Below are 14,348 nucleotides of genomic sequence, written 5' to 3'. Positions count from 1 at the left end.
ACATTAGCGACGCCCCCGCTCACGTGAAGCCTCGCGCCCATTACTGGAGCGCTGCGAACGAATGGCAGAATCTCTGGCCGCTTTACCAAGCTGTTGACTGAGACTCGCGTTCCCGCGCATGTCGTTCGCCTCCGTATCACTGGGGCGGCGATTCATGACCTTATCCAGCGGCAAGTAGAGCAAAGGATTCGAGGAGTCGGTATCCAAAACAACTTTGCTCGCGCCGTTCAACACATCCCCCATCGCGTCCAGGTATAGGCGTTCCCGCGTGACCTCTGGGGCACGCTGGTACTCTTCCAGCAACTGAGTGAAGCGGCTGGCATCACCGGATGCGGCCTCGACTACGCGCGACTGATAAGCATTCGCCTCGGCGACGCGACGGGTCGCCTCACCGCGGGCAACGGGGACCACCTCGTTCGCATAGGCCTCGGCTTCGTTGATCAGTCGCTGCTCGTCCTCACGCGCTTTGATGGCATCGGCGAATGCCCCCTGAACCGGATCCGGTGGCTGAGCATCTTTAATGTTGACCTCGGTGACCACCAAACCCGTGGAATAGGTGTCCAGAGTTTCCTGCAGTAGCAGCTTAGTGCGCTCCGCGACCTCTTCCCGGCCTGCCGTCAGGATGAAATCCATGGAGGACTTCCCGACCACCTCGCGCAATGCACTCTTCAGAGCGTGGGTCAGGGTGAGATCCGGATCACGGGTTTCAAATAAATATTTTTGGGCATCACTGACGCGGTACTGCACAGCCAGCTCCAAGTCCACGATGTTTTCATCCTGAGTGAGCATGACCTGGCGGTCGGTCACGTTGCGGATTCCATCGACGTTGACCTTCTCTACCCGTTGTATCGGGGGCGGCACATGCCAATGGGGGCCTTCACCCGTGGTGGTGAGGTACTTGCCAAATTGCAGAACCACGCCGCGCTCACCGGGTTGGATGATGTAGAAGCCGGAAAACAGCCACACCACCAAAGCGATGCCAGCAACGAAGCTAATCAGCCCAATGGGAAGGCCGCCGCTGGGGCTACCGCCGCCACCGCCGCCAAATTTCTGGCGAAACTTTTTAAACAAATCCTCCAAGTCTGGAGGCCCCTGTTTATCCCAGGGGTTATTCGAGCCGGGTTCGTTCCAGGCCATAACGATATTGCTGCCTAAGTTAGAAGTATGAATTGTCGCATGATCCTAACGCAGGCTCATGCGGGCTAAGGACCCAAGACCGCCATTGCGGCCATCCCTGCTCACCACAGATACGATCCAGGCTCTGAGTCGGCATACGCAGCTGCAACTGCCACCCGCCTCGATCTGTTCCCCGGCTATGCTTCACTGCGCCGCTCGCGTGCAGCTTAGCCATCACCGCTCCCGCCTGCGGCGGCAGCTCCAATAACCAATCCTGCATATCCCCTGCAAGCTTGCGCACAATGGTGCGCCGCAGCTCGTCCAGGCCAGCGCCTGTGCGCGCGGATACTGCCACTTTGGGAATGACCCCATCCTCCACCTCAGACGTGTACGGCGTTCCCGCAGGCAGCAAGTCAATTTTGTTATCGACTCGCAGCATGGGCTGCTCGTCCGCGCCAATTTCAGCAAGGACCTCGTGCACGGCCTCAAGCTGGGTGTCGCGCTGCGGGTCTGCGGCGTCGACCACCAACAGCAGTAGGTCGGCCTCAACAGCTTCTTCCAAAGTGGCCTTAAAGGCCGCGACCAAGGCATGGGGCAAATCTGCGACAAACCCAACCGTGTCGGCAATGACCGCTTCTGGCAGCCCCGGCAGCGGGACCCGGCGAATGGTCGTATCCAATGTGGCGAACAGCCGGTCTGCTGCATACACCTCGCCATCACACAAAGCATTGAACAGCGTCGATTTGCCAGCATTGGTGTAACCCACCAAAGCCACTACAGGCACGGCATTACGCTGGCGACGGCTACGGTTGAGGGCACGACCACGCTGCACGTTGGCGATTTGTCGCTCGATTTGGCTCACGCGCTTGGCCAGCAGCCGTCGGTCGGTTTCAAGCTGAGTTTCACCTGGCCCGCGCAAACCGACGCCACCACGTTGGCGCTCCAAGTGCGACCAGCCGCGCACCAGCCTGGTGGATAGATGCTTAAGCTGCGCCAGCTCCACCTGCAACTTCCCTTCGAAGCTACGCGCCCGCCTAGCAAAAATGTCGAGGATCAGACCGTTACGGTCCAACACGCGGGTGCAGACAGCCGCTTCAATATTGCGCTCCTGAGCTGGGCTCAGCGTGTGGTTGAACACCACCACATCAACGTCGTGCTCCGCCACCTGCAGGGCAATGTCTTGCAACTTGCCGCTGCCGATAAAGCTTGCGGGATCGATGCGTTGACGGGTTCCGGTTACAACCCCAGCAATACGGCTACCGGTAGCCGCAACCAGCTCCACAAACTCTTCACGTCCAGCCACGCCACGGCCACCAGGCAAGTCCACAGCCACGAGCAAAACGGTTTGCTGCCCAGTTTTGGCTGGTGCTCCTGCGGGCGTGAGGCCGGTTGCGGCCAGTCCACCCTGCGTGGTGGACTCAGTCGGTTTCGGCGGGGGGTTCTTGGTCCGAGTTACCAAAATCTAGACGTACCTGACGTTGGGGAACAATGGTGGAAATGGCATGTTTGTAAATCATCTGACTTACAGCATTGCGTAATACGACGACAAACTGGTCAAAGGATTCAATTTGGCCTTGTAGCTTGATGCCATTGACCAAAAAAATGGCCACCGGAACACGCTCGCGCCGGAGGGCATTCAGAAAAGGCTCTTGTAGTGTGTGTCCTTTGGACATGCTGATCTCCGTTGGCCCTCAGCGGGGCCCTTGTAGTTTTTGTGTCGGATGAGGTGCACGCAATACGCACTATACCAATCCCATCGCGGGCCGTATGCGCCCTCCCTGCGACCAAGCTCAATCCGCAGGGTTCCCCGCCTGCTCTAAATAATTGAGGACCTGGCGATAGCAATTGGTCTGACTACTGTCGAACCAGACCACCTCGGAGTCCTTTCTTAACCAAGTCAATTGGCGTTTGGCGTACTGACGGGAGGCAGTAATGGCCTTGTCGATGGCCTCCTGTTCCGAGACCTGCCCCTCCAGCGCCGCAAACAATTGGCGATAGCCCAATGCTTTCAAGACGGGTAGGTCGGGGTTGTAGTTGGAACTACTGCGGATAGCCTTGACCTCATCCCACAACCCAGCGGCCACCATTTGGTCGAAGCGCTGGGCGATTCGCGCGCGCAACTGCGCGCGATCTCCGGGCAACACCGCAATTTTGTGCACGCTGCCCTGCCAGAGAGGACGCCTTTGCCCAGCGGCCACGCTGGCGGCCCGGCCCTGACCTTGTAGGGACAGAATCTCTAGAGCCCGCAGGGTGCGCTGGGAGTCGTTGGGGTGAATACTGGCTGCAGTTTGCGGATCCTGCTGCTGCAGCTGGGCATAGAGCGCCGCCTGACCTTGGCGCTGGTGCTCACGCTGGAACTGCTGCCGTAACTCAGGCGGAGTGGCGGGTAAATCATGGAACCCCTCGATAAGCGCCCGCAGGTACAAAAATGTGCCTCCGCAGAGGATGGGCTGCCGCCCCCGCGCGCAGATGTCTGCGATATGCGCGCTGGCTCTTGTAGCCCAATCAGCCGCCGTGCACACTTGCTCCCAGGCGTAAACACCCAACAAATGATGGGGCACCTGCGCTTGCTCGGCTGCAGTAGGTTTAGCGGCGCCGATATCCACGCCCGCGTAGATCTGCGCGGAGTCCATAATCACGATTTCGCCGTTAAGCTGCTGCGCCAAGGCAATAGCCAACGCTGTCTTCCCACTCGCAGTCGGGCCCAGCACACAGATCAACGGCGGCCTTGCGCCTTCTGCCCCCACGTTAGCGCCCACGCAAAAAGAGGCGATCCAACTCTTCCAAGGGAAGCTCGGTCCAAGTGGGACGACCATGATTGCACTGGCCACTTCGGGGTGTGGCCTCAATCTGCCTTAGCAGAGCGTTCATTTCGCTCAGGCTCAACACCCGGCCATGCTTAATGCTGCCTGCCTTACAGGCATGATTACCCAGGGCGCTATCCAAGGCCGCCTCCAGTCGGTGCACATCCGGAGACTCGGCCGCATGGACATCTGCCAAAATATCTCGGAGCAAGGCTTCGAGATCAAACTTTTCCAGCAGCAAAGGCCGCCCGCGTAAGCGCATCGACTGCGGGCCGGTGGCCATCACATCCAAACCCAAGCGCTGCAGCCAATCCGCACAAAGATCCAAGGCCGCCAACTCCTGTGACGAAGCTTCCAGGTCGAGGGGGACCAGTAATGGCTGAGCCAGGCACATATCGCCGCTGAGCGCCGCCTTCAATCGCTCTAAGACGATACGTTCGTGAGCGGCGTGCATGTCCACCAAAATGAGCCCACGGCTGCTCTGAGCGACGATATATGCGCGATGGAGCTGGCCTAAGGCAAAGCCCAGCGGTGGCTCCTCCAGACCCATAGCTGGCATGCCATGCTGAGGAGCAGCAGGTTCCTGCGCAGCCGGCATTGATGGCATCCCTGGCCCGGCCGAGGGCCAGCGCTCGGCTGCGGTTTCCGCCACACGGAGTGGGGATGGTCGCTGCTGCGGCGTAGGGGTGCTCACCAAGGGCAATGTGGCTGCCGCGTACCCGGCCTGCTTCTGCTGCTCCGCCATCTGTGCTGCTGCGCTGATCTGTGCTGCTGCGCTGGTCTGTGCTGACTCCCTCTGCTGAGGGGCATCCGCGCGGATTACCCCGTCCACCGTCGAGCGCAGGAAGCGGAATACCAGCTGGCCGTCCTGAAAACGCACCTCTTGTTTGGCCGGATGCACGTTGACGTCAACGCGCTCGCCGGGCATGTCTAAGAACAGCACATATCCGGGTTGGCGAGCTCCGTGCAACACTTCGGCGTAAGCGGCGCGCAGGGCACCGACGACGAGCCGATCCCGCAAATAACGCCCATTTAAGAAAAAGAACTGGGTGTCGGGCTGCGTTCTAGACCATGCCGGGCGACTCACGTAACCCCTGAGCCTATAGCCGTCTTGCTCGGCCTCCAGGCTCACCGCCGCCTGCATAAAGCCCTCCCCCACAACGCTACGCACCCGCTCGCTCAGCGATTGAATAGGGTGATTCCAGACCTCCATATCGTTATGCACCAAGCGAATCGCCACGCCAGGTCTGGCCAATGCCAACCGCCGGGCCATCGCTTCCACATGACTCCACTCCGTGCGCGGACTGCGCAAAAACTTGCGCCGAGCGGGTACCCGAGAGAACAAGCCGCTCACAGCCACCTCGGTGCCCACCGGACCACGCGCCGGAGACGGCCCAATAAGCTCCTGCCCAGGGACCAGCTCCACAACCGACGCGTGTTCGGCGGCAGGTGTTCTTGAGACGATACGCAGGTCTGCGACCGCCCCGATGCTGGGCAAAGCTTCCCCGCGAAAGCCCATGGTGGCAATGGACTGCAGATCGTCCAAGCAGGAAATCTTGCTGGTCGCGTGACGCTGTAATGCTAAGGGAATCTCGTGAGCCGGGATGCCCTCACCGTTATCGCGCACACTTAAAAAGTCCACACCACCAGCACGGGCCTCTATGACGATATGGTCGGCGCCGGCGTCCAAGGCATTGTCGAGTAGCTCGCGGAGCACGGCGGCAGGGCGTTCAATCACCTCACCAGCCGCGATTTGGTTGATGACGTTTGATGGCAGGGCATGAATAGGCATGGCGCGAACCTTGCCGCAGTCGAGGTCAGGGAGCAAGTCGCCCGAGAGTTGTCCGCAAAAACGGCCCAAGGTGCAGCAATCCCCGACAGCCAGGATGCTCGGGTTTAAGCGAGCTCGTCCCGTTGCGAGGCTCCAGCGTCTGAAGCAATCTGGTGCACAGGCCCTGCGGCTTTGGGCAGCTAGGCTAGCCCCTGTCACCCACCTTGGGGCTGTGTGTCTGGAGAGAGCTCCGGCGGAGCCAGAATCAGAGTCTGGCCGCCGTTTGCAGGGGCAGCCGCAGGCGCTGACCCACTCGGATGCGGTCCGAGACCAAACTATTACTACGGCGAAGATCGCCGACGCTCAGCCCATATTGCTGCGCAATTTCAGACAGCGTCTCTCCGGATCTGACCAGATGCTCTGCCGGCGCGTCACCCGCGACCAGCTGCGCCGGTCGATACTCGCGAAAGTAATCTCGAATGCCTCCAGCCAGGGTCTGGGCCAAACGCTGACGGTGCGCATAACTACCCAACTGACGCTCTTCGCGTGGATTGGAGATAAACGCCGTCTCCACCAGTATCGAGGGAACATCTGGCGCTTTCAGAACCACAAATCCAGCCCGTTGCACACTGGATTTATGCACTGGCCCCAAAGTCTCCAGACCTTGCAGCACTCTGGAGGCAATATCCGTACTGGCATCCAGAGCGGCATTCATCGAGATATCGAGCAATACCGCGGCCAGGGTCTCATCCCGACTTTGCAGCTGAACGCCGCCGACGAGATCAGCTTCGTTTTCACGCCGCGCCAGCAGGCGAGCATGTTCGGAGCTTGCCCCGCGATGGCTGAGCACGTACACCGAAGAGCCGTGCGCACGATGATCATCAAATGCGTCAGCATGGATCGATACAAACAGATCCGCGCCCGCTTCGCGAGCCACCCGAATGCGCTCGCGCAAGGGCAAAAACACATCGGAATCTCGCGTCAAAACGACTTGATAGCCCCCATAGCGCTGGAGCTCCTCTCGCAAAATGCGCGCAATACTGAGCGCCACATGAGCTTCACGTAAGCCACTGGGGCCTATGGCGCCGGGGTCTTTTCCGCCGTGGCCAGGGTCCACAACCACCACAACCGGACGCTGAACCGCGGTGATCACGGGCGTCGGCGCGACCGTTTCCGCATCCTGTTCAATCGCAGCCTGCACCGCTGGCTCTGGCTCTGGCTCTGGCTCGGCGGAGTCCAACATCACCGTCAAGGCTGTGGACTGGGTAGAGGCGAGGCGCACCTCCCCAGGCTGCTGGTCTAAGTCGAGCACCACGCGCAGGCCGTCATCCAGGCGACCAAACCGCATGTTTCGCACCATACCCCCAACTTTTGGGGCGACATTGCCGATCTGCGCGGCATGAATGTCCAGAACCACGCGGTGCGGATCTTGCAGGCGGAACCAGCGCCATTGCACCGGCTCGTCAAATGTGAGCTCTACTGCCGTTGTGCCCGCCTCTTGCTGGCTGGTCTGTATGGCGTGCAGGTTAGCTGCCTGTGCTGTGGACACCCACAGACAGAGCACGGCTAGCCGCGCTACAACAGCAGCGGGTCGCCGAAACAGCAGCCAGGTCACCATGCGCATCTCGCGCTCCCCCAGGGAACAGACGCGTCGAGGTTACGCCAGTTTTAAAGGTGACACAAGCTTTTTTATTTAAAAAAGAGGTACCTGCGAAGGTTTTATGCTAAGCCGCATCAAACTGTTTCACTAAACCTTTGGTAAATGGTGAGCGTGGACGCAAAGTTGCTTGCCGGCCCGACCCCGATGCGGCGAGCTCGACCCATAACTCGAAGTCGCTGTGCCGCTCCGGCAGCCGGCTCGGCCATTCCACAAGAATGAGTGGAAATTGCTGAGTCAGACCCTCCCAATCCAACATGTCCAATTCCAGGGCGTCATGTAGCCGATACCAGTCCATGTGGGCCGCGGGCACCGCTGCCTGCGGGTAGGTTTCTAGGAGGCTATAGGTCGGGCTAGGAATGGCACCTGTGACCCCCAGCCCTCGCAAAATGGCGCGGCTGAGATGGCTTTTGCCGGCACCCAGACCGCCTTCCAACCCCACTCGAAGCTGCGCTGATGGCGACCAGGCCTGGGCCAGGTACTCGCCAAAACGCAGACCCCATTGCGTGGTGGCCTCGGCGTCTGCCCAATGCAGATGAACCTGACCTACGTCCACAGCTCCCCCTGCTCTAACAAATCATGTGGCAACAATGCCGCCCCTATGTTGTCTGCAGCCCGATCCGCGGCGCGGCCCAGCAAGTAGGCGCCGAAGGTGGCGGCATCAAATGCACTCAAACCCTGCGCCCATAAGCCACTAATGAGGCCCGCCAAGACGTCCCCCATGCCACCCGTCGCCATCGCTGGATTACCCTGCGGAACACAGCGCGGCGTGGTTCCAGGGGCGCCAACCAAGGTGCGCGCTCCTTTCAGAACAACAACGCATTGATACCGCTGCACCAAAGCCTGCAGAGTCCCAAGGCGGTCCGCCTGCACTTCGGCGGTGCTCAACCCCAGCAAGGTGGCGGCTTCACCCGGATGGGGCGTCAGCACAGCCGACACCCCCTCGAGACGCTGGGGCTGCTGCGCCAGCCACCACAGCGCGTCCGCATCCCATACCTGGGGCAACGCCTTTGCCGCCATCGGAGGCAGGCCGGGTTGATCCTGCTCCCCGCGGCCCAAGCCTGGCCCCACACACAAGACATCAACGCTCGGCAACAACTGCGGGAGTTCGGACCAAGAAGGGTGCATCACCTCAGGCCAGTCTTGGGGATGCGCTGCCGGATCTTGGACCAACTGGCTCACCTTGCCGGCCCCAGCGCGCAGGGCGCCGCCCGCGGCAAAGCGGCCCGCTCCGGCAAACTGCCCGCGGCCCGCAAGCAGCAACACATGCCCACAGTGGCCTTTGTGCGTGGCCGGCAAACGCGCGGGGCGTTGACATGTCTGCACGCGCCAGGCCTGGGGAGCCTCTAGCGATGCCTCCGGCCAGCTCACGCCCAGGCTGGAGAAATGCAGCCTGCCGCAGGCATCGATAGCGTCACCAAGGTCATGCCCTAGCTTAGGCGCCACAAAGCTCACGGTATGGTCAGCGAAAAGCACTGGCCCTAGGGCCTGCCCCGTGTCAGCGTCCAGGCCACTCGGAATATCCAAGGCCAGAACCCCACTGCCCCCAGCCTTCTGATCCAAAGCCCATTGCACCCAATCTGCGGCCTGCCCGCTTAAGCTGCGTGTGAGTCCGGTGCCGAATAAGCCATCAACAATCACCTCCGCGCTGCGGGGCGCATCGGTGCACAGAACTCCGCCCGCCTTGCTGTACTCCTGCCAGGCGCGGCCGGCAGCCCCGCGCCATTGGGCTGCGGGGCTGAGCGCATACACTTGCACATCCAACCCCTGCTGCAGGGCCAGCCTTGCAACGATCAGAGCATCTCCGCCGTTATTCCCTGGCCCTGCCAAGACGCACAGACGACGTGCGCGGGGAAAGGCACGCTGCAGCGTACGCCAGGCAAAATAACCGGCCTGCTCCATCAAGGCATAACCGTCGTCACCCTGCTGAGCAATGGCGCTCGCGTCAATGCGGCGAACCTGCGCGACGGAATACATGGGGTCACAATCGAACATGGCACAAGATTACAAGATGACACGCTTCAAGGAGCTGGCCGCGCAGCTACCGGTTTGGGGGAGGGCTTTGGGGTTTTCGGGCGTGGCGATCTCGCGCATGCACTTGGACCAAGATCACGAGCTACTGGCACGCTGGGTAGAACAAGGGCGTCATGCCAGCATGGATTGGATTCCGCGCAGCCTGCCACTCCGCAAAGATCCCCAGTGTGTACACCCCAACACCCTCAGCATTATCAGCGTGAAATGGCCCTATTGGCATGCCGATCAAGGGCAGTCTCGGATCACCCTCGGCGACCCCAACAAGGCCTATATCGCGCGCTACGCTTTGGGGCGCGATTATCACAAGAGCATGCGCCAGCAGCTCAAAAAGCTAGGGCAGCGTCTCGCCGATGCCGTCCCCGAGCTGCGCTACCGCGTCGCCACGGATAGCGCGCCCTTGTTAGAAAAGGCCTTGGCGCGCGATGCCAGTCTGGGCTGGATCGGCAAGAACACCCTGCTACTCGACCCCTTGGACGGAAGTCAGTTTTTACTCGGTGAAATCCTCACCGACCTCCCCTTGCCAGCCAGCGATCAGCCCCCGCTACGCGACGGCTGTGGAGGGTGTTCCGCGTGTATCACCGCCTGCCCTACGGCGGCCATCACCGGCCCTCGTGAGCTCGACGCCCGCCGCTGCATTGCCTACTGGACCATCGAGCATCGTGGCCCCATCCCGGAACAATGGCGGTTAGCCATCGGCAACCGCATCTTCGGCTGTGATGACTGCCAGTTGGTCTGTCCCTGGAACCGGCTGGCTGGCTCTGCCGTTCACTCAGACTTCGCGGCCCGACATGGACTGGAGTCCCCCTCGTTGCTGGAGCTGTGGGACTGGACTCCGGCTGAATTTGAAACCCGCACGGCCGGCATGCCCATACGCCGCACAGGCTGGCTGGGGTGGCGGCGAAACCTGTGCATTGCCTTGGGCAATGCCCCTAGTAGTCCTCAGGTGATTGCGGCTCTACAGCAGGCTGAGCCCGAAGCCTGCGATTGGTGGGAAGAGCTGCGCCAGTGGGCACTGAAGCAACATGGGGCCCACGCCGCCTAAACCACGCAACTGCGCAGCGGCCCTAAGCGCTGTGTTCCTGGCATCGGCGGTACCATGCGCCCGCCGCGGCGGCGACGGCATCCGGGTAGTCCGCCTCACCCGCCAAAGCCGGCTCCACCTCGGCGGCAATCTTTTTGCCAATTTCCACGCCGAACTGGTCGTAGCTATTAATTCCCCAGATCCAACCTTGCACGGCAGTACGATGCTCGTAGTAAGCCAGCAATGCCCCCAGGTGCCATAGGTCCAAGCGAGCGAGCTGTAGCAAGCTGCTGGGCCGACCTCCAGGACAGCGCCGGCTTTGATCATCCCCGGAGGCTGTGCGCCCCTGAGTCAGCGCACAGGCCTGGGCTAAACAATGCGCCGTCAGCGTTTGCTGGAGCTGGGCAGGAACATCCGGCAAGACGGCTGGCAAGACAAACTCCACCGGATGCACATCCTGGCTCTGGTGAAGCAACTGAAAAAAGGCATGTTGCACGCAGCTACCAACACCACCGAAGGTGGCTGGCGCCGTAGCATGGCTTAAGGGACGCCCCTGCGCATCTACAGACTTGCCATTGGATTCCATTTCTAACTGCTGCAAATACTCCGGCAGCAGCCTTAAAGCGTCCGCATAGGGGACCACCACCCGCGTGTTGTACTGCTGGACATTCCGCTGCCATAGCCCGACCAAGGCTCCTAGTACAGGCAAGTTATCCCCCATTGGCGCATCCAGAAAATGGGTGTCCATAGCCTGTGCGCCAGCACGTAGCTGCTGACGCGCCGCACAGCCATAGGCCAGCGCCAGACTCAGGCTGACGGCCGACCACAGCGAGTAACGCCCGCCGACCCATTCAGGCAACAGCAAAACCCGCTGCGGGCTCACCCCCGCATCCACAGCCGCAGAGGTTTTGGCCGTGACCGCGATCAAGGCATGGGCGGGGTCCACCTGCGCTTCACCCAGCCAATGCGTACAGCGCTCCATCAGCGCGCGGGTTTCGGCAGTCCCAAAAGATTTAGAAACCACCACCACCAAGGTGCGCCGAGGATCGAGCCGGCGCAAAGTACGCCGCACACTGGCATCGTCCAAGTTATTCAGGAAATACAGCGAACGTTGTGGCTCTTGGACCATGCCAGCCACCTCGGCGGCCAGTCGTGGACCCAGATCGGAGCCACCAATACCGATGTGCAACACCGCATGATCAGGCTGTTCGCGGTTGAGACGCGCGACCAAATCTTCCAGGGCCTGCTCCTGCGCCTGGATATCCGTGGCCACGCTGGCTGGGCCTCGCTCTGGGCTGCGTAAAGCCCCATGCAAAACCGCCCTATTCTCAGTGCAATTGACCAGATCGCCCTGCCACTGGCGCTGCCTGTGCTGGGCAACCTCGCGCTGTTCAGCCAAGGCCAGCAGAGCCTCCCACGCGGGCTGGGTCACGTGTTCCCGACTCCAGTCCAAACGCAGCCCGGCGGCGACCCGCGAACATTGCTGGCTGCGCCCTGGTTGCTCGCAGAGCTTGGCCCAGTCCACATCGTACGAAGAGTAATGCTGTTGAAGTGTGTCCCAGTTCATACCTGGAGCCTAGCGCAAGGCTGCACAGACGTGCAGCAGCGGCAAGGCCTGGGGTTGGGATTGCGCGCGAGATCGAACGCGTAAGCGCTCACCCGAGGGCGCTAGCGCAGCCCTCACCCCCTCTACATGTTGTGGGCCCCCGGCCCTCCTCAGGCAGGTGCAGCGTAGTTACGCTTAAGCGGCTTGTACCGGGATGGTATAGCGCGTGTGGGTGATGTCGTTGTGCTCATTGCAGTACACCAAACGAGGCTTATGCTGCCCCGCTTCGGCTTCGGTCATACCCGCGTAAGCGCAAATAATCACCCGATCGCCCACGCCCGCCTTGTGCGCGGCCGCACCGTTGACGGAAATCACCTTGGAGCCGGCCTCGGCCCGAATGGCGTAGGTTTCGAAGCGCTCGCCATTGCTGAGGTTATAAATCTGAATCTGCTCGTACTCGCGGATGCCCGCCGCTTGCAGGAGGTCGTCGTCGATCGCGCAGGAGCCCTCGTAGTCGAGCTCGGCATGCGTCACACAGGCGCGGTGAAGCTTGGCTTTTAACAGGGTCAGGTGCATGGCACAACGTCCTCGGTTGAATTCCGCAGTCAATGGCAGGACGAAATTTCGCCCAGAATCTTCATCGGGTCGCGGAGTGTAATCAGACTGCCACTTTGGTTCAAGATGTTGCGTTGCGCAACGCCCGATTATCGATCAGCCTGGCGTTGCCAATTTTGACCGCAGCCAAGACGTAGCCGCCACCGGCAACCCATTGATCAACGGGCTCAAAGTCTGCGTTGACCAAGTCCAGGTAATCTGGCTCTAGGCCCGCTTCTTCCCACGTAGCCCAGGCGCGGCGACGCGCCTCAGCCCAGCCAAGCTCACCATCATGGCTCTGCTGCTGCAGCCAATCCAACTGCTGGGGAAAGACGCCAACCTGCTCCCGCTGCGCCGCGCTCAAATAGCGATTACGCGAGCTCATCGCCAAGCCATCTGCCTCACGGACGGTCGGAACGCCAACCACATCCACTGGGATATGCAGGTCGCGCACCATCCGCGAGATCAAGTACAGCTGCTGACGATCCTTTTCGCCAAACACTGCCACGTCGGGAGCGACCATGTTGAATAACAAAGCCACCACGGTGGTCACCCCGTCGAAGTGACCATCGCGAAAGGCGCCGCAGTGACGGCTAGAGATGTCCGGCACGTGAACCTGCGTGATTCCCGCACGTCCATGAGGATAGAGGGTGTGCTCAGCTGGAGCGAACACGGCGTCGCAGTCACCAGCATCCAGTAAGGCTTGGTAATCAGCCTCCAAAGTTCGCGGATAGCGTTCCAAATCTTCGCCTGCAGCAAACTGCAGCGGGTTGACGAAAATCGAGACCACCACCCGATCGCAGAGCTCCGCCGCACGTTCGACCAGGGCCAAATGGCCCGCATGCAGGCAGCCCATGGTGGGCACTAAAGCTATCCGCTCACCCTGTTTGCGCCACTGCTGGATCTGCTCACGCAGTGGCAGCGGTTGCCGCCATAGCGGCAGGTCCGGACTAGTCACCAAAGCCGTGCTCCGGCGCGGGGAACTCGCCACTCTTTACCGCCTGAACATAGGCGCGGAAAGCCTCTTCGACGTCATCTCGGCCACTGAGAAAATTCTTCACGAAGCGCGGCACACGGCCGCGGCTGACTCCCAAAACATCATGCATCACCAGGATTTGTGCATCCACATCAGGGCCTGCGCCAATACCGATCACAGGCACGCCAGCGGCCTCGGTAATACTGCCCGCTAGCCCAGATGGCACGCACTCGATCAGCAGCATGTCCGCACCAGCCTGCTCTAGCACACGAGCATCCTCACGCATTTGAGCAGCCAGGGCATCGTCACGACCTTGTACCTTGAACCCACCCAGCTTATGAATGAGCTGTGGTTGCAGACCGAGATGGCCGCACACCGGCACGCCACGCTGAGTCAGAAATTCGACAATATCCGCCTGGATAGCGCCGCCTTCTAACTTGACCATCTTCGCCCCGCCTTCCTGCATCAATGCTTGGGCAGAGCTAATGGCCTGGTCACGTGTAGCGAAACTCAAAAACGGCATATCCGCCATCAGGAACGCGCGTGACAGACCGGCTGATACCGCCCTACTGTGATAGACGATATCTTGGGTGCGCACGCTGACGGTGGTGCCCTGGCCATGCACGACCATACCCAGGGAATCACCCACCAACACAATTTCCACGCCGGCCCCGTCCACCAAACGCGCAAAACTCGCGTCGTAGGCGGTGAGACAGGCGATCTTCTCGCCAGAATCATGCATTCGGCGAAAATCTTGCAAGGTCAGGGGGCGCTCCCCTGTGGGTCGTGGATTGGGGTACATAGAAAGTGTCCGCTAAAGCGAAATCAG

At 60.8% G+C, this 14,348-nt stretch carries 13 protein-coding genes; 1 reads left to right on the top strand and 12 read right to left on the bottom strand.

What is annotated here, in order from left to right:
• Positions 1-3 precede the first annotated feature (3 nt).
• The 8 genes from hflK to KI787_00880 all read right to left on the bottom strand — a co-directional run bounded on the left by hflK (position 4) and on the right by KI787_00880 (position 9,325).
• Complete coding sequence (hflK, locus tag KI787_00915; protein ID MBV6628490.1) at positions 4-1,137, bottom strand: FtsH protease activity modulator HflK; 1,134 nt, start codon at positions 1,135-1,137, stop codon at positions 4-6.
• Between the two features lie 19 nt (positions 1,138-1,156).
• A complete protein-coding gene (gene hflX, locus KI787_00910) occupies positions 1,157-2,455 on the bottom strand; it encodes a GTPase HflX (GenBank protein MBV6628489.1) in 1,299 nt (432 codons plus the stop codon).
• A gap of 79 nt (positions 2,456-2,534) precedes the next feature.
• Complete coding sequence (gene hfq / locus KI787_00905; protein MBV6628488.1) at positions 2,535-2,789, bottom strand: RNA chaperone Hfq; 255 nt, start codon at positions 2,787-2,789, stop codon at positions 2,535-2,537.
• A 117-nt stretch (positions 2,790-2,906) separates the two neighbouring features.
• Positions 2,907-3,794 (bottom strand): tRNA (adenosine(37)-N6)-dimethylallyltransferase MiaA, encoded by an 888-nt coding sequence (miaA, locus tag KI787_00900; protein ID MBV6628487.1) that lies wholly within the window; start codon positions 3,792-3,794, stop codon positions 2,907-2,909.
• Between the two features lie 70 nt (positions 3,795-3,864).
• A complete protein-coding gene (mutL, locus tag KI787_00895) occupies positions 3,865-5,712 on the bottom strand; it encodes a DNA mismatch repair endonuclease MutL (protein ID MBV6628486.1) in 1,848 nt (615 codons plus the stop codon).
• Between the two features lie 244 nt (positions 5,713-5,956).
• Entirely contained in the window at positions 5,957-7,315 is a 1,359-nt protein-coding gene (locus tag KI787_00890) for an N-acetylmuramoyl-L-alanine amidase (GenBank protein MBV6628485.1), read from the bottom strand.
• A gap of 100 nt (positions 7,316-7,415) precedes the next feature.
• Positions 7,416-7,904: a tRNA (adenosine(37)-N6)-threonylcarbamoyltransferase complex ATPase subunit type 1 TsaE gene (gene tsaE, locus KI787_00885; GenBank protein ID MBV6628484.1), complete on the bottom strand. Its 489-nt coding sequence runs from the start codon at positions 7,902-7,904 to the stop codon at positions 7,416-7,418.
• Positions 7,895-9,325, bottom strand: a complete 1,431-nt coding sequence (locus KI787_00880; GenBank protein ID MBV6628483.1) for an NAD(P)H-hydrate dehydratase — start codon at positions 9,323-9,325, stop codon at positions 7,895-7,897. The genes tsaE and KI787_00880 overlap by 10 nt, the downstream gene beginning before the upstream one ends.
• Before the next feature lie 34 nt (positions 9,326-9,359).
• Here KI787_00880 and queG point away from each other — a divergent pair, with 34 nt between their 5' ends.
• On the top strand, positions 9,360-10,424 hold the full coding sequence (queG, locus tag KI787_00875; protein MBV6628482.1) for a tRNA epoxyqueuosine(34) reductase QueG: 1,065 nt from the start codon (positions 9,360-9,362) through the stop codon (positions 10,422-10,424).
• Between the two features lie 22 nt (positions 10,425-10,446).
• On the opposite strand, the gene KI787_00870 is transcribed toward queG, so the two are convergent.
• From KI787_00870 to panB, 4 genes are all read right to left on the bottom strand, one after another.
• Positions 10,447-11,970, bottom strand: coding sequence for a glucose-6-phosphate isomerase (locus tag KI787_00870; GenBank protein MBV6628481.1), 1,524 nt, complete (start codon positions 11,968-11,970; stop codon positions 10,447-10,449).
• 174 nt (positions 11,971-12,144) lie between these two features.
• On the bottom strand, positions 12,145-12,525 hold the full coding sequence (locus tag KI787_00865; GenBank protein ID MBV6628480.1) for an aspartate 1-decarboxylase: 381 nt from the start codon (positions 12,523-12,525) through the stop codon (positions 12,145-12,147).
• A gap of 100 nt (positions 12,526-12,625) precedes the next feature.
• Entirely contained in the window at positions 12,626-13,486 is an 861-nt protein-coding gene (panC, locus tag KI787_00860) for a pantoate--beta-alanine ligase (GenBank protein ID MBV6628479.1), read from the bottom strand.
• Between the two features lie 7 nt (positions 13,487-13,493).
• Entirely contained in the window at positions 13,494-14,321 is an 828-nt protein-coding gene (gene panB, locus KI787_00855; protein ID MBV6628478.1) for a 3-methyl-2-oxobutanoate hydroxymethyltransferase, read from the bottom strand.
• Positions 14,322-14,348 lie beyond the last annotated feature (27 nt).

Source organism: Oceanococcus sp. HetDA_MAG_MS8 (genome assembly GCA_019192445.1).
Lineage (GTDB): Bacteria > Pseudomonadota > Gammaproteobacteria > Nevskiales > Oceanococcaceae > MS8.
This window is presented reverse-complemented; position numbering and strand designations above follow the sequence as displayed.

Coding starts and splice junctions, on each gene's coding strand:
- KI787_00865 (MBV6628480.1), bottom strand. CDS start 12,525: ATGCACCTGACCCTGTTAAAAGCCAAGCTTCACCGCGCCTGTGTGACG.
- mutL (MBV6628486.1), bottom strand. CDS start 5,712: ATGCCTATTCATGCCCTGCCATCAAACGTCATCAACCAAATCGCGGCT.
- panB (MBV6628478.1), bottom strand. CDS start 14,321: ATGTACCCCAATCCACGACCCACAGGGGAGCGCCCCCTGACCTTGCAA.
- KI787_00870 (MBV6628481.1), bottom strand. CDS start 11,970: ATGAACTGGGACACACTTCAACAGCATTACTCTTCGTACGATGTGGAC.
- KI787_00880 (MBV6628483.1), bottom strand. CDS start 9,325: ATGTATTCCGTCGCGCAGGTTCGCCGCATTGACGCGAGCGCCATTGCT.
- hflK (MBV6628490.1), bottom strand. CDS start 1,137: ATGGCCTGGAACGAACCCGGCTCGAATAACCCCTGGGATAAACAGGGG.
- queG (MBV6628482.1), top strand. CDS start 9,360: ATGACACGCTTCAAGGAGCTGGCCGCGCAGCTACCGGTTTGGGGGAGG.
- hfq (MBV6628488.1), bottom strand. CDS start 2,789: ATGTCCAAAGGACACACACTACAAGAGCCTTTTCTGAATGCCCTCCGG.
- KI787_00890 (MBV6628485.1), bottom strand. CDS start 7,315: ATGCGCATGGTGACCTGGCTGCTGTTTCGGCGACCCGCTGCTGTTGTA.